The organism is Pseudomonas sp. G3-39, assembly GCF_054790485.1.
In genome coordinates this window covers 2,020,903-2,041,219 of sequence record NZ_CP186497.1, presented here as the reverse complement: position 1 = coordinate 2,041,219, position 20,317 = coordinate 2,020,903, and the positions used below count along the sequence as shown (strand labels likewise).

General features: G+C 61.5%; 13 protein-coding genes. 4 read left to right on the top strand and 9 right to left on the bottom strand.

The genetic code is table 11. The features are described from left to right. Window positions 1-38 precede the first annotated feature (38 nt). Complete coding sequence (gene nhaA, locus ACOYXG_RS09070) at window positions 39-1,247, top strand: Na+/H+ antiporter NhaA (protein WP_103369062.1); 1,209 nt, start codon at window positions 39-41, stop codon at window positions 1,245-1,247. A 174-nt stretch (window positions 1,248-1,421) separates the two neighbouring features. Here the strand turns inward: nhaA and ACOYXG_RS09065 are convergent, their stop codons facing one another. The 3 genes from ACOYXG_RS09065 to ACOYXG_RS09055 all read right to left on the bottom strand — a co-directional run bounded on the left by ACOYXG_RS09065 (window position 1,422) and on the right by ACOYXG_RS09055 (window position 8,448). Further along, on the bottom strand, window positions 1,422-1,802 hold the full coding sequence (locus ACOYXG_RS09065) for a hypothetical protein (protein ID WP_103369061.1): 381 nt from the start codon (window positions 1,800-1,802) through the stop codon (window positions 1,422-1,424). A gap of 335 nt (window positions 1,803-2,137) precedes the next feature. Then, window positions 2,138-6,607, bottom strand: a complete 4,470-nt coding sequence (locus ACOYXG_RS09060; RefSeq protein WP_460357154.1) for a hemagglutinin repeat-containing protein — start codon at window positions 6,605-6,607, stop codon at window positions 2,138-2,140. Between the two features lie 113 nt (window positions 6,608-6,720). Then, window positions 6,721-8,448, bottom strand: a complete 1,728-nt coding sequence (locus ACOYXG_RS09055) for a ShlB/FhaC/HecB family hemolysin secretion/activation protein (protein ID WP_460357151.1) — start codon at window positions 8,446-8,448, stop codon at window positions 6,721-6,723. A gap of 343 nt (window positions 8,449-8,791) precedes the next feature. Between ACOYXG_RS09055 and ACOYXG_RS09050 the strand changes: the two genes are divergently transcribed. Together ACOYXG_RS09050 and ACOYXG_RS09045 are read left to right on the top strand one after the other, a co-directional pair. Further along, window positions 8,792-9,913: an HlyD family secretion protein gene (locus ACOYXG_RS09050; RefSeq protein ID WP_460357148.1), complete on the top strand. Its 1,122-nt coding sequence runs from the start codon at window positions 8,792-8,794 to the stop codon at window positions 9,911-9,913. Beyond that, window positions 9,910-11,502, top strand: a complete 1,593-nt coding sequence (locus ACOYXG_RS09045) for a DHA2 family efflux MFS transporter permease subunit (protein WP_027614016.1) — start codon at window positions 9,910-9,912, stop codon at window positions 11,500-11,502. Before ACOYXG_RS09050 ends, ACOYXG_RS09045 begins: the two co-directional genes overlap by 4 nt. A 132-nt stretch (window positions 11,503-11,634) precedes the next feature. Here the strand turns inward: ACOYXG_RS09045 and ACOYXG_RS09040 are convergent, their stop codons facing one another. The 3 genes from ACOYXG_RS09040 to ACOYXG_RS09030 all read right to left on the bottom strand — a co-directional run bounded on the left by ACOYXG_RS09040 (window position 11,635) and on the right by ACOYXG_RS09030 (window position 14,690). After that, a complete protein-coding gene (locus ACOYXG_RS09040; RefSeq protein WP_115990283.1) occupies window positions 11,635-12,075 on the bottom strand; it encodes a carboxymuconolactone decarboxylase family protein in 441 nt (146 codons plus the stop codon). A gap of 97 nt (window positions 12,076-12,172) precedes the next feature. Beyond that, the gene (locus tag ACOYXG_RS09035) at window positions 12,173-13,615 is read right to left on the bottom strand and encodes a mechanosensitive ion channel domain-containing protein (RefSeq protein WP_460357143.1); all 1,443 of its coding nucleotides are present in this window, start codon (window positions 13,613-13,615) and stop codon (window positions 12,173-12,175) included. Window positions 13,616-13,823: 208 nt separating this feature from the next. Then, window positions 13,824-14,690 carry a pirin family protein gene (locus ACOYXG_RS09030; RefSeq protein ID WP_460357140.1) on the bottom strand — a complete coding sequence of 289 codons (867 nt, stop codon included), beginning with the start codon at window positions 14,688-14,690 and terminating at the stop codon, window positions 13,824-13,826. 334 nt (window positions 14,691-15,024) lie between these two features. Here ACOYXG_RS09030 and dkgB point away from each other — a divergent pair, with 334 nt between their 5' ends. Beyond that, window positions 15,025-15,828, top strand: coding sequence for a 2,5-didehydrogluconate reductase DkgB (dkgB, locus tag ACOYXG_RS09025; protein ID WP_247268317.1), 804 nt, complete (start codon window positions 15,025-15,027; stop codon window positions 15,826-15,828). A 4-nt stretch (window positions 15,829-15,832) separates the two neighbouring features. Here the strand turns inward: dkgB and ACOYXG_RS09020 are convergent, their stop codons facing one another. From ACOYXG_RS09020 to ACOYXG_RS09010, 3 genes are all read right to left on the bottom strand, one after another. After that, window positions 15,833-19,051 (bottom strand): transporter substrate-binding domain-containing protein, encoded by a 3,219-nt coding sequence (locus ACOYXG_RS09020; protein WP_460357136.1) that lies wholly within the window; start codon window positions 19,049-19,051, stop codon window positions 15,833-15,835. Window positions 19,052-19,059: 8 nt separating this feature from the next. Continuing rightward, a complete protein-coding gene (locus ACOYXG_RS09015; RefSeq protein ID WP_460357134.1) occupies window positions 19,060-19,692 on the bottom strand; it encodes a response regulator in 633 nt (210 codons plus the stop codon). A 144-nt stretch (window positions 19,693-19,836) separates the two neighbouring features. After that, window positions 19,837-20,271 carry a chemotaxis protein CheY gene (locus ACOYXG_RS09010; RefSeq protein ID WP_103369052.1) on the bottom strand — a complete coding sequence of 145 codons (435 nt, stop codon included), beginning with the start codon at window positions 20,269-20,271 and terminating at the stop codon, window positions 19,837-19,839. Window positions 20,272-20,317 lie beyond the last annotated feature (46 nt).

Genomic DNA, 20,317 nt, shown 5'->3' with positions numbered 1-20,317 from the left:
CAGCGCAGGTCGGGCCGCCGCGCGGAGTTGCTGTGCCTATGAGCCACGATCCGTCACGCCTGCAGACTGCCCCTGCCCGCCAGGAGTCGCCTTCTGCCCTGGCCTTTCTCTCGCGTTTTTTCGCTGCCGAATCCGCCGGTGGCCTGATTCTGATGGCCGCTGCCCTGGCCGCGCTGCTGGTCGCCAACTCGCCTTGGGCGGCCACGTATTTCTCGACCTTGCACATCAAGATCGCCGGTCTGTCGATCGAGCATTGGGTGAATGATGGCCTGATGGCGATCTTCTTCATGCTGGTGGGCCTGGAGATCAAGCGCGAATTGCTCGCCGGTCAGTTGTCGACCTGGGGTCAGCGCGCGCTGCCGGGCTTCGCCGCGCTGGGCGGGATGCTGGTCCCGGCCCTGATCTACGTCGCGATCAACTGGGGCAATCCGCAGACCCTGAGCGGTTGGGCGATCCCCGCCGCCACCGACATTGCTTTCGCCCTGGGCGTGCTGTCGCTGCTGGGCAAACGGGTGCCCGTGTCGCTGAAAATCTTCCTCTCGGCGCTGGCCATCCTCGATGACCTGGGCGCAGTGGTGATCATCGCGATTTTCTACACCAGCGGCCTGTCGGTGAGCATGCTGCTGGCCTCGTTGGCAGTGATTGCACTGCTGGTGATCCTCAACCGCTGCGGTGTCAGAAAACTTTGGCCATACCTGATCGCCGGCGCCTTCCTGTGGTTCTTCATGCTGCAATCGGGGATCCACGCGACCCTCGCCGGGGTGATTCTGGCCCTGTGCATTCCGCTGGGAAATCCCGAAGACGAGCACAACTCGCCGCTGCTGTACCTCGAAGAAAAAATGCATCCGTGGGTGGCGTTCGCCGTGGTGCCGATTTTCGGCTTCGCCAACGCGGGTGTGTCGCTGACCGGCATTTCTCCGAGCAACCTGCTTGAGCCGGTACCACTGGGCGTGGCGCTGGGGCTGTTGTTCGGCAAGCAGATCGGTATCCTCGGCCTCGGCGCCCTGGCGATTCGCAGTGGTCTGGCACAACTGCCGCAAGGCGCGAGCTGGCTGCAGCTGTACGGCGTCGCCCTGCTCTGCGGGATCGGCTTCACCATGAGCCTGTTCATCGGCGCGCTGGCGTTCCCGGGCGCGCCGCATCTGGTCGACTCGGTGAAAGTTGGGGTGTTGCTGGGTTCGATCCTGTCCGCGCTGCTGGCGGTGGTCGTGCTGATGAGTGGGGGTAAGGCGAAGGCTTCGAGCTGACCCTCTGCGGCAAGCAGTCCCGGTCAACTCGCGTTGACTGGGACTGAGGCGATTGCAACCGAGCTACGCGATCCGGAACTGTTGCGCCCCGACGGTTCTGGATCCTTCAGTGACCTCAAGACGTTGCGCCCGCAACAGATCCCGCTTCACTGTGCAAATCAGCCTTTTTGCACCTCAAACTTCGTCGCATGACTGCCCTGCAGCATTTAACAATCTTACCTGGACCAGTGCATCCCCCACCTCGCCACCATTGATTGCATAGGTAGCACGGGCCGATCCATCTTTAATAGGCTTGATATGCTTTGACCAATCACCGACTGTTATTACAACACCCTCGGAGATGTCCTCCGAAGTGATAGCGTGCTTGAGCGAAGTCTCGGTATCGAAAATGGGTTGCTCGCCCGCTTGATCGGTATATCCCTGCCAGTTCAGTTTCAATACGGCCCCGATCTGCGTGTCTGGCAACAGCCTCACTTTAACCCTTACACCGCCCATTGGATTCGAACGGCAATTGATGACGCCGTTTTCTGCATCCGGAAATGTGATATCGCTCATTTTTGCAGCTCCTTGAAATGACCTGATAAAGGCCGGGATAAAACCAATCTGGTTTGAAGTACCGGAACCTGATCTTCAGTTTTCAAGGAAACTCTCACAACTGTTATAAATGACAGTTTTTTAAAACTCTTCGCTATGCCGAATATTCATTTTTGATATATATATTCGACTTGCGTATTTGCATGCGATGGTTGCGCAGCGACTATCTTCGCGGTAATGCGACAGATCAAAACGAGCGAGCTTGCTCGCGAAGGCGCTGGTAGTCAACAGCCTCGCTGACTGAACTGACGCCTTCGCGAGCAAGCCCGCTCCCACAGTTTTTACAGCGGTGCTGCTCAGCCTTTTTCGTCGATCCCGGCCTGTAGGGTCTGGCTGTCCAGATTCCCGCTCAGGGTCACCGGACCGACTTTCAGATTGCCGTTATCGAACGACACCTTCGGTGCGTTCTCCTCGGTTTTCTGCGGCAGGTCCAGTCCGGCTTTCACCCCGTAGTCACGGTTGACCAGATCGCTGCCAACGACCTTCAAAGCGCCCAGATCGACCTTGCCGTCCGTCGATGAAATCCGTGCGCCGGTCAGCTGCGTACCACCACCAACGTTCAACTTCACACCCTGATTGCCACTGATGCCGGACGCCTGCGCGACGCTGTCCTTGTGCGCGTATTCGCCCTGCGCTTTCAACGTTGGTTTGTAGTCAGTGCCGGCGAGCTTTTCCTTGTCGCTCGGTGGATTTTTCTTCGCCGTCAGGCCCAGATCAACATCGACCTTGGCCTGCGTCTTCGAGTCCTGGCGGACTTCGACGGTCAGATCACCAGCGACCTTGCCACTGACATTTTTCGCGTCGATCCGCGCACCTGACATCTGTGCATCGCCAGCGCTGTTAAGCACCACGCTGTCAGCCTTGATCTGGCTGTTCTGCTGGGTGGTGCCTTGCAGGTAATCGACGCCGACCTTGGCCCCGGCGTTGAAGCCGTGGTCACTGCTGGCCTTTTCATCGGCTGCGGTCGGGGTCTTGCTGCTCAGGTTGCCGCCGGCATTCAGCGCGACGTTCCAGTTGTTGCGGCTCTCGGTGGACTGCGCCGATTCCTGAACCAAACCACCCTTCTGCGCATTGATGCTGACGTTCGGCGCGCTGACTTGCGTGCCTTGCAGGTGCACCGCGTCACCGCTCAAGGCGACGTTGCTCTGGCTGTTGAGCTGGCCACCGGTCAGGGTTTGCGAGTTTTCGTTGACCCGACCAATGTTGAAGTTACCGCTCAGATTACCGCCCTGATCGCGACTCTTCTCGCTGCTGGATTTGCTGCCGCCGCCCTTCAAACCGCCGCCGAGATTGCTGCCAGTCGCGGTGTGGGTATCAACGGCCGCTTGCAGATCGAGTTTGCCGTCAGCGTGCAGCTCAATGCCGCCGGCGCTGTCGATCTGCGTGCCTTGCTGGACCTGATTGCCACCGCTGCTCAGTTGTACCGGGCCGTTGCCGCTGATGCTCGCCACGTGAGCCTGAGTGTCAGAGGTCTGCTTGCCGGTGTGGTCAAGCTGGAAGCCAGCGCCGAGGTCGACGTTGGTGCCGTCGGTGCCCGGCAAGGTGCCGACGGTCAGCGAGCCGTTGCCGCGCAGGCTGGAGTCGCTGCTGCTCTGACGGTCGTTTGCCTGATTCAGCGCCAGATCGCCGTCAGTCTTGATGCTCACACCGCCCTGCCCGCCGTCGAAACGGCTGCCGGCGAACTGCGCATCACCGCCCACCTTGATGTTCACGCCTTGGCTGCCGGCAAAACCGCCGACCACTGCGGTGCTGCTGTCCTTGCTGCTGTAGCTGTTGCCACCGGCGCCGCTGCCGGCGACGTTCACGTCCTCGCCGGTCTTGGTGTAGACGCGCACGTCGACCTTGGCGTCCACCGAGTTATCGGTGCTGCTGTGAGTGTTGCTCGCGGCATCGGCAACCAGTTTGTCAGCGCTGATGTTGACCATGCCGTTGCTCGCACTGTACTGGGTGCCCTGGTCGTGCAGGGTGCCGGCGGTTTTCACGTCGACACTGCCGCCGTCGAAACGGCTGACCACAGCGTTGCTGCTCTGCTCGGTCTTGTCGGCGCTGCCGTGACCGATCGCCACGTCGAGGCCGACGTTCGGCTGGCCGAGATTGCTCAGGGCTTCCTTGTCCGGCACCTTGGCGTTGAGCACATCCTTGACCGCACCGGCAATCGGGCGGGCGATGTCCTTGTATTCGACGTTGGCGCCGATGTCCGCCGACCAAGTGCTCTGATTGTGAGTGCTGCTTTCGGTGTTGCTCGCCGCGCGGTTGTCGACCTCGTTGGCCGCGACGTTCAGACCGTTGCCAGCCTTGACCTGCGCGCCTTCGGTCAGCAGTTTGTCGGCATTGATGTTCAGGCTGCCGCTGCTTTGCACATTGGTGGTTTGCGCGGTGGTTTTGCTGCTGCTGTCTTGCGTGGTGCTGTGGGCAAAATCGACGCCACTGCCGGCGCGGTCGAGGCCGCCGGTGTAGTAGAAACCGCCGCCAGTACTGGAGGTGTCGGATGAGGTTTTGTGGCTGTCCTGTTCGGCCAGCAACGACACATTTTTGCCGGCCAGCGTGGTGTCGCCGGCCGTGGATTTGACTTCACCGCCCTTGATCGTCAGATCGCCGCCGGCCTTCACCTGCACGCTGCCGCCGCTGAGGCTCGAGCCTTGCTGGTTGACGTCGTTGCGGGTGACGGTCTGCTGCTTGTCTTCGTAGTGCACCCCGGCGCGGTATTGCTCCGGCGTTTGCTCCTTGGCGTAGGCATCGAAGCCACGGGTCTCGCTGGTCGAGCTGCTGTCGTGGGTGTTCTGCGTGGAATGCACGTTCACATCACCGGCGGCGTCCGCCGTCAGCGCGCCGCCGGCCTTGACCGTGGAGCCGGCGACTTCGATGTCCTTGGCACTTTTGAGCTTGAGATTGCTGTCGGAAACCAGCTCGCTGCGCAGCGTGGTGCTGTCTTTGGCGTTCTGCCGTGACTCGTCCTTGCTGATGCCGAAGAACTTGCTGTCCTTGTCGTGGTTGTTGCTGTGCGAAGTGTCCTGCACACCGTCGATCACCAGCGAACCCTGATCGCTGATCACGCTGGCCTCGGTGCCGCCACGGACCTGGCTGCCGCTGATGCGCACGTCGTCAGCCTTGACGATCAGTTTGCCCGCCGCATTGATTTTGCTGCCCTGATGCCGGGTCTGGCCCTTGTCAGCGTCACCGGTCTTGCCGAAGAAACCGCCACCCACCAGGTCGCCGGAGTAACTGTTGTTGTTGCTGCGACTGGTGCGCGTGGCGGTGGTGACGTCCACTTGCTTGCCCGCCAGTTTCACATCGCCGGTGCTGTTCAGTTCGGCACCTTCGGCGCGCAACAACGCGGCGGTCTGCAGCGCGATATTGCCGCCCTTCAACTGGCTGCCGATGCTGTGCTGTTCTTCGCTGCTGTTGTTCCAGTCAGCCTTCCACAGATGCTTGCGATGGTTGCCCTGATCGGTCTGGATATGGCTTTCGCTGGCCGCAGTCAGGCGCAGATCACCGCCACTCTGCACATCGAGATTTTTCGCCGCTTCAACCTTGGCGGCTTTGAGTTCGGTGTCTTTGCCGGAAGTCAGCTTGACGTCGCGGCTGGCGACGATCTGGCTGCCGTGCTGGCGAGTTTCACTGTCGGTCTGGGTGCGGTCGTAGGTTTCCCAGGTGATGCCGATGGTGCTGTTGCTCCAGTTTTCGCGCTGCTCCTGGAGCTTGCGGCTTTCGACGCTGCTCAGGGTCAGATTGCGCTTGGCATTGACGCTGACGTCGCGAGCACTGACATCGGTGGCGACCAGGTTCAGGTCGTTGCCGCTGTGCAGCCCGACATCACCCTGACTGCTGCGAATGCCGGCACGGGTCACATCGAGGCTGTTGGGGATGGCTTCACCGCTGACGCTGAGGTCGCCAGCGGAACGGATCTGCACCCCGTCACGCCCGGCCACTTGCACCGCCCCCACACGCACGCCCGCGCCTTCGGCGGTGCTGACGATGTTGATGCGCCCGGCCTGCATCGCACCGAACAGGCTGGCGTCAATGCGTTGATCCTGGGTGTTGCCCGCCGGATCCACGGCTTTGACCTGACCGCTGGCGTAATCGATCTGATTGCGTCCGACCGTGAGGTTCAACTGATCGCGGGCATCGATGCGGCCCTGGCTGTCGATACGCGGGGCGATCAGATTGACCGAACCCTCGGCGTTACGCAGGCCGCCACTCTGGATCTGCAACTGACCGCTGGCGTCGCGGGTGTTCAAGGCTTGCAGTTTGCCGTCGTTCAATTCCGGACGACCGACCAGCAGACTGGCGTTAGGCGTGTTGATGAAACTGCCGCCGTTCACCGAAATGCCGTTGGGGTTGGCCAGCACATAATCGGCCGCGCGGCCGAAGATTTCCTGGGCGCCGTTGATCGCCGAAGGGTTGCGGCTGATCACCTCGTTGAGGATCACGCTCGCCGCTTGGCCCTGCAGTTGCGGGTTGGCTGCCAGTTGCCCGGCGAGCTGCGATTGCCCGGCCTGCAAGGCGTTGTTCAGCACCAGACCCTGACGGTCGACGTTGTAGTCGAGGAACTGGTTGTGCGACAGGCCCGAGCCGTTGGGCGCGACGATATTGACGATGGGCACGCCGCCCTGCGTCTGCAATTGCGCGGTGCCGCCGGGGCCGGGAGCGACCACCACACCGCCGGCGATGGCGCTGGGCAGGTGCACGGCGAAGAACAGGCTGGCGATCGCCCAGCGCAGTTTGCCCCGAGGAGAAAGATGGAATGCAAAGGTGTGTGCTGGCATAAAAACGTCTCCATGTAAGTACGGCATCACGGCGCGCGATTTAGTCTTGGCCGTGGCTGTCGCGCTCAGATCCGACGGCTGTTTGTTCACTGCTTGATGAGTCTCGCTGGTGCTCATATCTGCAACCCCACGCGCATCAGCCAGGTCTCCGGCTCGTGCTGCAAACCTTTGGGGGTGTTGAGGGCGCGTTGGTAATCGACGTCCACTTGCAGATTCTTCCAGCCCAGATTCAGCCCGACGCTGGCACCGCTTAGGCGTTGGCCCTGGGCGCCGTGGTCAGCCTTGAGCCAGCCGTTGTCCAGGCCCACGCGCGGGGTGATCTGCACCGGCCAATCGCTGCGCAGCGGCAGACGCAAGGTGTTGCGCCAGATCGCGCCGCTGGCCCCGGATGCGCTGCTGACCCGATAGCCGCGCACCGCAGAATCGTCGGTGCCGAGCAACTGTTCGATGGCCGGTAACGGGTCAGGGCTGTATTGCAGATTGAGCTGGCTCTGCCACTGCCACGCTTGCGCGCCGAACTGGCCGTTGCGCCATTGGCTGAGGCCGGCGCGGTACTTGCGAAACTGCGCTTTGGGCAAATTGTTGACCGCATGATTGGCGTCGTCATCGGCGCCCAGCCAGCGCAAGCCTTGTGAGTAGCTGAAGTCGAGATTCCACACCGCACGGTCGAGCCAGAACAGATTGAGTCCGGCTTCGGCCACGGTCAGGGTCGGGCTTTGAATGCCCAGACGGACATTTTCCAGATAGCTGTCGACGTCTTTGTGCGCCAGTTGCAGGTTGGCGCTGAGCTGGCGACTCTGGTCGCGCCACAACACGCGGTCGGCGCGCAGGCTCAGTTGATCGGTGATGCCGGTGCTGTACAAGGTCGCGCTGGGCAGTTTGAACGGCGCGCGATATTCGGCGTGGCTGGCGAATGCGCTGTAGGTCCAGTAGCCGTAGGGAATCGCGTAATACAGGCTGGCGTTGCGACTGTAGCGGTCGCCCTGATTCAACGTGTCGCTGGCACTGAGGCTCAACAGATCGTTGAGTTGCAGCGGGCTGTCGAAGCTCAGGCTGACGCTGTCGCGATCACGCCCGGTGCTGGCGCTGCCAAGGTTGTCCATGCCCAGGCCCAACGCCCAGCGCGACTGCCCGGAAGTGCGCGAGCGCAGGATGATTCGCGACGCGCCGGGCTGGCTGCCGGGGGCGATGTCGGCGGTCAGGTCAATCGAGCGCAAACGGTTCAACTGATCCAGACCCTGCTCCAGATCGCGCAGGTTCAGCGGCTGGCCGAGCATGTGCGGGAACGCGCCACCCAGCGAAACGGGCAGGCTCTGATCGGCCAGCTCGATGGACTCGATGTAGCCCTCGTCGATCATGATGTCCAGCGACTGCCCCGCCGCTGGCGCGCTCAACAGGTACGGGCGGCTGGCGATGTAGCCCTGCTCGACGTAGGCCGCGGTGATGGTCGCCAGCAGATGGTTGATCTGGCCGACGCCCATGCACGGCGCCAGCAGCGGTTTGATCCGGGCGTTGAGCTTGGCGCTGTCGATCAGCGTGACGCCACCAATGCGCGTGCCGCTTAGCGGCCAGCAGCGTTCATCGGGGGTGACGGTCTGCGGGAGCACTGGGGTGGCGGGCGCAGGACCGAACGCACCGCGCTCCAGTTGGCGCTTGCGTTGTTCCATCTGCAGTTGTTGCAGATCGCGCTGTTGCTGTTGCTGCTGGCGCAGCACTTCCTGGCCCGGCACAACAGGATCAGCCGCTTGAATCGAGGAGGCACACACACTCAACACAAAGGCCGACAACAGCGGGCAAAGCGTGGAACGACGACGGAAAACAGCGCAAAGCAAATACGGCACGCAACATCCTTGCAATCATAAAGTAGCGTAATGCCACCTCATCAATGCGAGTGATAGTCAGAGCCTTCCTACACAAATGCAAGACGCTTCCTACAACGCTTACATTTCTTAAACATTTGATTTTACTGCGTTCAACGTCACCGCCTCAGGGGTTCCCCGAGGGCTTTCATCGAGTTCTCGAAGATTTGCCCCCGTATTACGGGCGCTGTCGTTTGTCGAAACCGCTCCAAACCCCGAGGCCGGGTAAGCAACTGACGATCGGCACAAAAACATAATTGCCACAAAATATTACTTGCGTCATATTACAGCCGTAATAACAGCCCGTTTCCGCAGGTATTACGCCATGACCAGCATGCCAACCGTTGAGCCAGACCTGTCTGCCCCGGTCACCTCCGCCAAGCCGCCACTGCGCAAACGCCTGCTGCTGACCGGCTCTGGCCTGGTCGCGCTGGTCGTGGTCGGCATGTATGCCGCGCACTGGTGGGGCACCGGGCGATTTCTTGAAGAGACCGACGATGCCTACATCGGTGGCGACGTCACGGTGATCGGGCCGAAGGTCGCCGGTTACATCGAAGAAGTGCTGGTCAGCGACAACCAATTGGTGAAGGCCGGTGAGGTGCTGATCCGCCTCGACGCACGTGACTATCGCGCCAGCCTCGCCAAAGCCGAGGGCGCCGTTTCCGCCGAGGAGGCGCTGCTGGCCAACCTCGACGCCACTGAACAACTGCAGCAAGCGGTGATCGGCCAGGCCCGCGCCGGCATCGATGCCGCCGGTGCCGAAACCGCCCGCTCGCGGGATGACAATGCGCGCTACAAACGTCTGGTGAGCACCAATGCCGTGTCGGTGGAAAGTGCCCAGCGTGCCGACGCGACGTTCAAGACCGCGCAAGCCCTGAGCGCTCGCGCCCAGGCTGAATTGCTCGCCGCCCAGCGCCAACTGGCGGTGATCGACACCCAGAAACAACAGGCCCGCGCCGCCCTGCAACAAGCCCGCGCCGAGCGTGATCTGGCGCAATTGAATCTCGGCTACACCGAACTGCGCGCGCCGGTCGATGGCGTGATCGGCAACCGTCGCGCACGGGTCGGCGCCTATGCCCAGGCCGGGTCGCAACAGTTGTCGGTGGTACCGGCCAGCGGTCTGTGGGTAGATGCCAATTTCAAAGAAGACCAACTGGCGCGGATGAAACCCGGGCAACGGGTGAGCATCCGCGCCGACGTACTCTCCGGCCAGGAATTCCATGGCCGCCTCGACAGCCTCGCCCCCGCCACCGGCTCGCAATTCAGCGTGCTGCCGCCGGAGAACGCCACCGGTAACTTCACCAAAATCGTCCAGCGAGTGCCGGTGCGAATCCTGCTCGATCCGGCCGACGGCGTGCTCGGGCATCTGCGGCCGGGGCTGTCGGTGACCGCTGAAGTCGACACCCGCGCACAAGCCGAAACCAGCGCCGTGGCCATCGCGCCATGAGCACCGCCCTCACCGCCCCGGCGCAACCGTTCAATGCCGCCGACATGGCCACCGCGACCAAGGTCTTCGCCTTCGCCACGATGTGCATCGGCATGTTCATTGCGCTGCTGGACATCCAGATTGTCTCGGCGTCGTTGCGCGATATCGGCGGTGGGCTCTCGGCCGGCACCGATGAAACCGCGTGGGTGCAGACCAGTTATCTGATCGCCGAAATCATCGTGATCCCGCTGTCGGGCTGGCTGTCGCGGGTGTTCTCCACACGCTGGCTGTTCTGCGCCTCGGCCGTCGGTTTCACCCTGGCCAGCCTGCTCTGCGGCGTGGCCTGGAACATCCAGAGCATGATCGCCTTTCGTGCGCTGCAAGGCTTTCTCGGCGGTTCGATGATTCCGCTGGTGTTCACCACCGCGTTCTTTTTCTTCACCGGCAAACAACGGGTGATCGCCGCCGCAACCATCGGTGCGGTGGCGTCGCTGGCGCCGACCTTGGGGCCGGTGATCGGCGGCTGGATCACCGACATTTCCTCATGGCACTGGCTGTTCTACATCAACCTGGTGCCGGGAATTTTCGTTGCGGTGGCCGTGCCGATGCTGGTGAAAATCGACCAGCCGGAGCTGGCGCTGCTCAAGGGCGCGGACTACCTGAGCATGGTGTTTCTCGCGCTGTTTCTCGGCTGCCTGGAATACACCCTCGAAGAAGGCCCGCGCTGGAACTGGTTCAGCGATCAAACGATTCTGACCACGGCATGGATCAGCGGTCTGGCGGGTCTGGCCTTCATCGGACGCACCTTGCACGTGGCCAATCCGATCGTCGATCTGCGCGCGCTCAAGGATCGCAATTTTGCCCTGGGCTGTTTCTTTTCCTTTGTCACCGGGATCGGCCTGTTCGCAACGATTTACCTGACCCCGCTGTTTCTCGGCCGGGTGCGAGGCTACAGCGCACTGGACATTGGTCTGGCGGTTTTTTCCACCGGGGTGTTCCAGATCATGGCGATTCCGCTGTACGCCTTTCTCGCCAATCGCATGGATCTGCGCTGGATCATGATGATCGGCCTGGGCTTGTTTGCCGTGTCGATGTGGGAGTTCAGTCCGATCACCCACGACTGGGGTTCCGGCCAGTTGATGCTACCGCAAGCGCTGCGCGGGATCGCTCAGCAACTGGCGGTGCCGCCGGCGGTGACGCTGACCTTGGGGGGCTTGGCACCGGCGCGCTTGAAGCACGCTTCGGGGCTGTTCAACCTGATGCGCAATCTGGGCGGAGCGATCGGCATTGCTGCGTGCGCGACCATTCTCAATGACCGCACCAACCTGCACTTCACCCGCTTGGCCGAGCATTTGAACAGCAGCAACGAGGCGATGAATCAGTGGCTGGCGCAGGTCGGTGGCAACCTGGCGACACTGGGTCAGAGTGGTGACGTCGGCGTCACCGCAGGCCTGCGTCAACTGTGGCTGCTGACCTACCGCGAGGCGCAGACCCAGACCTATGGCGACACCTTTTTGATGATCATGCTGTGCTTCATCATCGCCACGGCGATGGTGCCCTTGATGCGCAAGGTACAACCACCGGCCGCGCCGAGTGCGGATGGGCATTGATCCAGATCTGCAATGCATGCCCCCTGTAGGAGTGAGCCTGCTCGCGATGGCGCCAGTTCATTCAACATTAATGTTGAACGGATAATCGCTATCGCGAGCAGGCTCACTCCTACAAAAGATTGTGTCTGGGGCTTAGAGCTGCGGGATTTTGCGGAAGCCCACGGCCAGACGGTTCCAGCTGTTGATGGTGCTGATCGCCACGCTCAGGTCGACCATTTCCTTGGGCGTGAATTGCGCCGCGACGATGTCGTAGTCTTCGTCCGGGGCGTGGGTCAGGCTCAGTTGGGTCAGCGATTCGGTCCACAGCAGCGCAGCGCGCTCACGCTCGGTGAAGAATGGCGCTTCACGCCACGCGGTGACGGCGAACAGTCGACGCGGGGTTTCGCCGCCCTTGATCGCGTCAGCGGTGTGCATGTCAATGCAGAACGCACAGCCGTTGATCTGCGAAGCGCGCAGCTTGACCAGTTCGACCAGGGTCTTTTCCAGCGGCAGTTTCGAGACCGCGGTTTCCAGGGCGATCATCGCTTTCAGGGCGTCTGGGGAGGCGGTGTAGAAATCGGTACGAGCTTTCATGATTGAGTTTCCGGGGCCAGTGAATGTGTGACTAAGGTAGTCCCGCACTTGCCCCGGACAAATAGCCAATCTCCCGGAAGACGAGTAGACCACCCTGTCACACGCGATTGCGCAACCAGTGCAGGAACCCGGTTTTCGCCACCACGGTCGGCACGTCCTGAGTCAGGGTCTGGGCCTTGTGCAGGCGATAATCGAGCAAGGCTTTCATCGCCTCGTTGATGTCGTGGCGGGCATCCAGGCACGGCTTCAGATAGGTCTTCTCGATGCGGTACAGCGCACAGAAGGTTTTCGCCGCGAAGGTCGCCGGCACAGACGAATCGGAGAGGATGCCGGCCTCGCCGATCACCTCCCCCGGTCCCATACGCCCGGATTCAAACGGGCTGCCATGGCGAGTCAAGGTCACGCTGACCACGCCCGATTCGATGATGAACAAATGATCGCTGACCTCCCCGGCTTCGAGGATCGTCTCGCCGGCACGGAAGGTTTGCAGGGTCATGTTCTGGCTGAAGGTGTCTTTCTCTTCCTGGCGCAGCGTGGAGAAAATCGGCGAACTGTCGAGCAGCGCCCGTGGCCGCGAGAGGTTGCCGGCGACGATCGGTTCGACACTCGACAACAGATTGACACCGGACGCCTGCAGATGCCGGTAAGCCAGATCGAACAGCTGATTGCGCACCGAGCGCTTCTGATCCATCGACGAGACAAAACCGCTGATTTCATATTCCGCACCGGCGCTGCTGGAGCTTTTCAGCGCGACGCTTGGCGAGGGATTGTCCAGCAGCGGACGGCAGCCCTGCATCGCCCGTTCCAGCGCGTCGATCACCGTATTGGGCCGGGCATGCGGGCTGACCTGGACACTGACGGCCACCCCGAACATGTTGCTCGGACGGCTGAAGTTGATGATCTTGGCCTTGGCCGCCAGCGAGTTGGGAATCACTGCCATGCTGCCCTGACTGGTTTGCAGGCGCGTGGCGCGCCAGTCGATATCGACGACCCGGCCTTCGGTGCCGTCGATCGAGATCCAGTCATCGATCTGATAGGGCTTGGTGGTGTTGAGCACGATCCCCGAGAACACGTCGCTGAGGGTGCTCTGCAACGCCAGACCGACGATGATCGCCAAGGCCCCGGACGTCGCCAGCACACCTTTGACCGGCAGATCCAGCACGTAGGCCAGGGCCGCGATAATCGCGATCAGGAAAATCACCGCACCGAGCAGATCCTGCAACAGCCGCCCGGTGTGCCCGACGCGCTGCATCATCACCGCACCGATCAGCACCGTCAGGGTGCGCGCGCCGAACAGCCACCAACCGATCTGCAAGCCGGTCGCCGCCAGGTGCAGCGGCACGTTGTCGGCCCATGGCGCCGGCTCCATCGGATTCAGGCCTTCGTTGAACAACAGCACGCTGAACAGGCTGAAAATCAGCACCCGCACCAGCAGCTTCCACTCGCTGCCACGGGAGCTGATCAGACGCCACAGCCCCAAATCGAGGAGGATCAGGATCAACGCGCAAAACAACGGATGTTCGGTCAAAAAAGACAACATCAAAGCACTCCGACAGGGCCCGGTCGCGAGAAGATCGCACAGATTGGGCAAGTGTAGGAGTAATTGATTTCAGAGGCAGAACACCAGCACAAAAACACCGGAAAACCCCTGTGGGAGCGAGCCTGCTCGCGAAGGCGGTGGATCAGTCAGACATGCATTGACTGGCACTGCGCTTTCGCGAGCAAGCCCGCTCCCACAGGGGTGAAATTTACCCGTGCATTTGGCCAAAACGCCCGGACTGGAAGTCGGCGAATGCCTGATGAATTTCCTGCTCGGTGTTCATCACGAACGGGCCATGGCCGACAATCGGTTCGTCGATCGGCTCGCCGCTGAGCAGCAACACCACCGCATCTTCACTGGCCTCAAGGGTCAACTGACGACCGTCGCGCTCGAACAGCACCAACTGCCCGACACCCGCGGTTTCCACGCCGTTGATCTGCACCGAACCTTTCAACAGCACCAGCGCGGTGTTGCGCCCTTCGTGCAGATCGAGCGTCAGCAACTTGCCGGCGTTCAGCCGCAGGTCCCAGACGTCGATCGGCGTGAAAGTGTGCGACGGGCCTTGATGCCCATCGAACTCACCAGCGATCAGCCGCAGCCGGCCGGCATCGTCCTTCAGCGCGATATTCGGAATATCGCCGTCGAGAATGGTCTGGTAGCCGGGCGCAGCCATTTTGTCCTTGGCCGGCAGGTTGACCCACAGCTGCACCATTTCCAGCTTGCCGCCGGTTCTGGCGAAATCATCCGAGTGGAACTCCTCGTGGAGGATCCCGGACGCGGCGGTCATCCACTGCACATCGCCGGGGCCGATGGTGCCGCCGCTGCCGGTGGAGTCGCGGTGCTGCACTTCGCCGTCGTAGACGATGGTCACCGTTTCAAAACCACGGTGCGGGTGCTGGCCGACGCCGCGACGCTCGGTGGTCGGGGTGAATTCGGCCGGGCCTGCGTGATCGAGCAGCAGGAACGGGCTGATGTGTTTGCCCAGGTTGTCATAGGAAAACAGAGTGCGCACCGGGAAACCATCGCCGACCCAATGGCCGCGAGGGCTGGTGTAGATACCGATGATGTTTTTCATGGTTGCCTCCAGAAAAGGTGGGTGACGCAATGGATTGAGCATAAATCCATGACGGCTGAAGGACTAGACGGTAAAAACCGGCCTTACTGTTCCACTTATAGAACAGTGCTGCACCTATCCACAAAGCCCTGTAGGAGCTGCGGCACGCTGCGATCTGTTGATCCTGAAAAACAAGATCAAAAGATCGCAGCGTGCCGCAGCTCCTACAGGAGTGTTGCCGGCGGCAAAAGATTCATGACTTCTGCTCAACAGTGCTTTGCCCCACCAGCGGTTTTTCTCAAGGACACAGACGCGGATACTCCTGCCCATTCCCACTGCAACCCTGGAGTCATCAATGTCTGTTCCCGCTTTTGGTCTGGGTACGTTTCGCCTGCAAGGTCAGGTGGTCATCGATTCGGTGCGCACCGGCCTTGAACTCGGTTACCGCGCCATCGACACCGCGCAGATCTACGAGAACGAAGCCGAGGTCGGCCAGGCCATCGCCGCCAGCGGCATTGCTCGCGAAGAGCTGTTCATCACCAGCAAGATCTGGATCGCCAACTTCGCCAAGGATCGTCTGATCGAGAGCCTCAAGGAAAGCCTGCAGAAACTGCAGACCGACTACCTCGACCTGACGCTGATCCACTGGCCGTCGCCGGAAGATCAGGTGCCAGTCGCCGAATTCATGGGCGCGCTGCTCGAAGCCAAGCGTCTGGGCCTGACCCGGCAGATCGGGGTGTCCAACTTCACCATCGAGCTGATGCAACAGGCCATCGCCGCGGTCGGCGCGGAAAACATCGCCACCAACCAGATCGAGCTGCACCCGTACCTGCAAAACCGCAAAGTGGTCGAGTTCGCCCGCAGCCAGGGCATCCAGATCACCTCCTACATGACCCTCGCCTATGGCGAAGTGCTGAAGGATCCGGTGATTCAGCAGATTGCTGAACGCCTGCAAGCGACCCCGGCGCAAGTCACTCTGGCCTGGGCGATGCAGTCGGGTTACGCGGTGATTCCATCGTCGACCAAACGCGCCAACCTGCAAAGCAACCTCGGCGCCACCACGCTGACCCTGAGCGAATCCGACATGGCGCTGATCGCCGGTCTGGAGCGCGGCCATCGTCTGACCAGCCCGAAAGGCATTGCCCCGCAGTGGGATTGATCGCTCAGTCCTGAAGCCGCTGCGCGAGGTCGAGCATGGCCGTGCGCAGCGCATCCGCCGAGCGGTGGACAGCCAGGGTTTCGGCGTCGTGGCACGCCTGTTCGAGCTCCGCGCACGCCGCCGCCACTCGCGCGGCACCGACCATTTGCGCACCGCCCTTGATGTGATGCGCCAGGGTGCTTAATTCGCTCAGATCCTGTGGCTGGCGCGCAGCGTCCAGCCGTTGCAGATCCTCTTGCAGACTGCGCAGCACTTGTTCGCGCAGGCGTTGCATCACTGCAGGATTGTCCCCGGCCATCTGCTCAAGCGCGCTCAGGTCGATCTCGGGCAGCGGCGGTGTCGGGTTCGACAGCTGATCACTGTCGCCGCGGCTGGCCGTCTTCAATGCCTGTTGCAGATCGTGCAAGCGAATCGGCTTGAACAGACAATCGTCCATGCCGGCCTCAAGACAACGGACTTTCTCCTCGACCTGCGCGTTGGCAGTGAAGCCGAGGATCAGGCAGCGTGCCCGACCGCTCGCCGCCTCTTCTTCACGCAGTGTCCGAGCGAGTTCGTAACCGTTGCGCCGGGGCATGTTGCAATCGGTGATCAGCACATCGAAAGCCTGTGTTCGCCAGCGCTGCAAGCCCAGCTCACCATCCTCGACATCGACCGTAGCGTGGCCCAGTTCACTCAGTTGCCGGCACAGGAGCAAGCGGTTGACCGGATGATCGTCCACCACCAGCACGCTCAGCGAACGCGCTGGCGTGTCCGCCACTTGCGGGCCTGCCGTCTCGGGTTCGAGCGCGGTCAACAGCGGCAGCTGCATGTTTACCTCAACCCGCGTTCCATGCCCCGGCTCGCTGTCCAGGTGCAGTGTGCCGCCCATCATTTCGCAGAGGTTACGGCTGATCACCAGGCCCAGTCCCGAGCCGCTACGCGCTGACTGGCCCTGGTTAGCGGCCTGGACGAACGGACTGAACAGGCGTTTGCGGTCATCGGCACTGATGCCGATTCCGCTGTCTGCAATCACCACCGCGACCGCCAGGATCCCGGACGGCATCGCAGAGCATGACAAACGCAGGCTCACCTGACCCTGCTCGGTGAACTTGATCGCGTTGCTCAACAGGTTTGACAGCACTTGCTTGAAGCGTGTCGGGTCGAGCATGACGTCGACGTCACTGTGCGCATCCAGTTCGACCTGCCACAGCAGGCGTTTCTCCCGCGCCAGCCCTTCGAATACGCGGCACACCGCGATCACTTGTTCGCGCAGATTGGCCCGCTGCGGCGCGAGGGACAAATGCCCGGACTCGATACGTGCGATATCGAGAATGTCACCGATCAACGCCAGTAATTGCTGGCCGGCAGCGGACGCGACCTCGATTGCCAGCTTGTCGGTGACGCCCTCCTCGGCACGCTTGAGGGCCATTTCGAGCATGCCGATCAGGGCATTCATCGGCGTGCGGATTTCATGGCTCATGGTCGCCAGAAACGTAGTCTTGGCCCGATTGGCGTCGTCGGCGGCATCCTTGGCCTGCTGCAACTGCTGCAGCCACTGTTGACGCTGACGCAACTGCGAGCGCTGAAAACCGATCCAGGCCAAGGCCAGCAACAGCAGCCCTGCCGCACCGGCAAACGCCAGCAGGATTTCGCGGCGATGACGCTGCCAGTAGCTCTCTTCCACGACCACGTCATGGCTCCAGCGCTCGACCAGTTCGTCCATCTGTTGTGGCGCGATGCTCAGCAGCGCCTTGTTCAGAATCGTGTGCAGCGCCGTATCCTGCGTTGCGGTCGCCAGGGCAATGCGTGCCGGCTGATCGCCGATCGTGTTGGTGATGCGCAGGCGCTCGCGGTAATGACGGGCAATCAGAAACCGCGCCACCAGCAGCGAGCTGACGGTCACGTCGGCCTGGCCTTTGGCGATCTGCTCCATGCCCTCGGCCGGACTGCGCACCTCCACCAGGCGAATCCCGGGCACCTGCTGCAGAATAAAGTCGTGCAATGGATGACCGCGATAAATCGCCAGCCGCTTGCCCGGCAGATCGGCGAGGCTGCGCGGGCTGCCGGCCGTCGTCGCGCTGACCAGCACAAACGGATTGTTCAGGTAGGCACGGGTAAATTGCAGCTCGGTTTCCCGTTCGCCGCTCGGGGTCACCACCGGCAACACGTCGAGTTCACCGGCCTTGAGCTGCTCAATCTGACGATCCAGCGAACGCCCCCGAACCAACTCGAATTGCAGCCCGGTACGCTGACTGATCAGGTTGAGCAACTGCGCCGACAGCCCGTTGAATCGTCCGTCGGCATCAAAAAACGTCAGCGGTGCGAAGTCTTCGATCACGCCGACCCGCACCCGCGGATGTTGCTCCAGCCACTGCTGCTCGCTGGCACTGAGGCGCACCTGCGACTGCGCGGCCATTTGCGCGCGCCCTGCGCTCCAGCGCTGCTCGATCAGTTGACGACGCTCCATGGGAATCGCCGCCAGCGCCTTGTCGATAATGCGTTTGAGGCGCACCTCACTGCGCAGCAGGGCGAAACCGAAGGGATTGGCATCCAGGCCCGAGGGCCCGGCCAGTTGCAGGTCATTGCGGTAATTGGTGTTGATCAGGTAATTGGCACTGATCAGATCGCCGAGATAGCCGTCATCGACACCAAACGCTACCGCACCCAGCGCATCCATTGCCGAGGAGTAACGCTGCACCTTCGCGTCGGGGTAGAACGCCTGCACGCTGGTCAGCGGCAGATAGTCCTCGACCATGGCGATGCGTTTGCCTGTCAGGTCGGCCGGTAACGTTTCGTCGAGCCGGGTCACCAGCATCGGTTGGTCTTCGGCATAGGGGCGCGACAAGATGAAATCTGGATCGGCCAGCTCGAAATTGTTCGAGGTGCCCAGCAGATCGAGTTCGCCGCGCTTGAGTGCGCTCATCACCGCGTCGCGGTTTGCGTAGCGTTGCACCTCGATCCGCACCCCGAGCAGTTGCGCCAGCAACTCGGCATAGTCGGCGGTGAGGCCTTCCAGCTCCTGCCGATTCCGCGTGATCTCGAACGGTGGATAATCGGGCCCGGAAATCCCCATGCGCAACGTCGGATGGCGGCGTAGCCACTGTTGATCCTGGGGGTCGAGCGGGACCTGAATGTTCTCCAGTGCTGCCTGGCTCAATAACTCCAGAGGCTGCGGCGAACCACTGGCCCAGCAGCTCGCCGTGAAGCTCAACCACAGCACGCACCACCAGCGTCGCAGATTCACTGTGCTACTCAGATCAAATGGTTGCGCTTGGCGAATTCGCGCAAGTACACCGCTGACTTTGAGTGCAGCCCCAGTTTTTTTATCAAGCGGGTTTTGTAGGTGCTGACGGTCTTGTGGCTGAGGAACATTTCAGCGGCGATTTTCTTGTTGGGCTTATCCAGAGCCAACTGCACGAGAATGTTCAGTTCTCGGTTGGAGAGCTCGTCGATCAGCTGTTTTTCGCTGCGGTGCGACGGGGTCGACACAAGGCCGCTATCAGGCAGTGCAGCAAAATAGGAGTAGCCCGACATCAGGGCCTGGACAGCCTTGTGCAATTGCAGCAACTGGTTGGTTTTAGCCACGTAACCCATGGCGCCGCCACGCAGACAACGATCCTGATAGTGCAGCGGATCCTGAGAAGTAAAGATCAGCACTCTGCAGTCGGGGTCGGTGGCCTTGAGCCGCTCCAGCACCTCCAGTCCGCCGACTCCCGGCAGCTTGAGATCGAGTACCACCAGTTTCGGCTTGTGCTCACGGCTCAGCGCCATGGCTTCGCTGGCGCTGGATGCTTCGTGAATCACCTTGAATCTTTCGGCTTCGAGTACGAGTTTCACGGCAGCCCTTACCACCGGATGATCGTCGACGATCAGCGCTGACTTCATGACCGCTCCCAGTGCAAAAACAGGACGATGGCGCCACCGGCATCAGCTGTTACTCACCGGGTTGGCTGCGCAAAGACTGTTACACGGGAAGCAAAGCGTATCTACCTGTCAGATCTGACAGTTGCGCGAAAGGATAATCCGTGCTCAGGCCCGGCGTTGCGCGGCTGGCGCCGGGTTCCAGGCATTTACTGCGCACAACGGGGCAACGTCGACCCGCGCCATCAGGTGCTTGATCGCGGCCGCATTGGGCAAGGCGACATGGCTGATCTGCAGGTTTTCCTGAGCGAAACCGGCGGGTGTCAGCGCCGGTGCCGTGGGTTCGTTATAGATCAGGACGTGGCGCACCTGCGGGTTGTTGAGGAAAAACCCCTGCAGGTCCAGCGATCCGGCCGCCAGCTCGGCGTTGATGACTACGACGTCGAACGGTGCGCAGCCGTAGTCCACCAGGGTCAGCAGCTCAAACAGACTCTGTACCGGAGCAACCCGGAAGTATTCGAGGCCATTGAACAGGCGCTCGATTTTCATCCGGTGAAAATGCTGCGAATCGGCAATCAGGATACGCAGGGCTTTATTGATCATGCTCGATCTCGTGAGGTGGATGGGTGCGCCAAGACTACGCAAGCCT

Excerpts from the sequence above, each read along its gene's own strand:
- dkgB (WP_247268317.1), top strand. The coding sequence starts at position 15,025 with ATGTCTGTTCCCGCTTTTGGTCTGGGTACGTTTCGCCTGCAAGGTCAG.
- ACOYXG_RS09050 (WP_460357148.1), top strand. The coding sequence starts at position 8,792 with ATGACCAGCATGCCAACCGTTGAGCCAGACCTGTCTGCCCCGGTCACC.
- ACOYXG_RS09040 (WP_115990283.1), bottom strand. The coding sequence starts at position 12,075 with ATGAAAGCTCGTACCGATTTCTACACCGCCTCCCCAGACGCCCTGAAA.
- ACOYXG_RS09045 (WP_027614016.1), top strand. The coding sequence starts at position 9,910 with ATGAGCACCGCCCTCACCGCCCCGGCGCAACCGTTCAATGCCGCCGAC.
- ACOYXG_RS09060 (WP_460357154.1), bottom strand. The coding sequence starts at position 6,607 with ATGCCAGCACACACCTTTGCATTCCATCTTTCTCCTCGGGGCAAACTG.
- ACOYXG_RS09015 (WP_460357134.1), bottom strand. The coding sequence starts at position 19,692 with ATGAAGTCAGCGCTGATCGTCGACGATCATCCGGTGGTAAGGGCTGCC.
- ACOYXG_RS09010 (WP_103369052.1), bottom strand. The coding sequence starts at position 20,271 with ATGATCAATAAAGCCCTGCGTATCCTGATTGCCGATTCGCAGCATTTT.
- ACOYXG_RS09030 (WP_460357140.1), bottom strand. The coding sequence starts at position 14,690 with ATGAAAAACATCATCGGTATCTACACCAGCCCTCGCGGCCATTGGGTC.
- ACOYXG_RS09065 (WP_103369061.1), bottom strand. The coding sequence starts at position 1,802 with ATGAGCGATATCACATTTCCGGATGCAGAAAACGGCGTCATCAATTGC.
- ACOYXG_RS09035 (WP_460357143.1), bottom strand. The coding sequence starts at position 13,615 with ATGTTGTCTTTTTTGACCGAACATCCGTTGTTTTGCGCGTTGATCCTG.
- nhaA (WP_103369062.1), top strand. The coding sequence starts at position 39 with ATGAGCCACGATCCGTCACGCCTGCAGACTGCCCCTGCCCGCCAGGAG.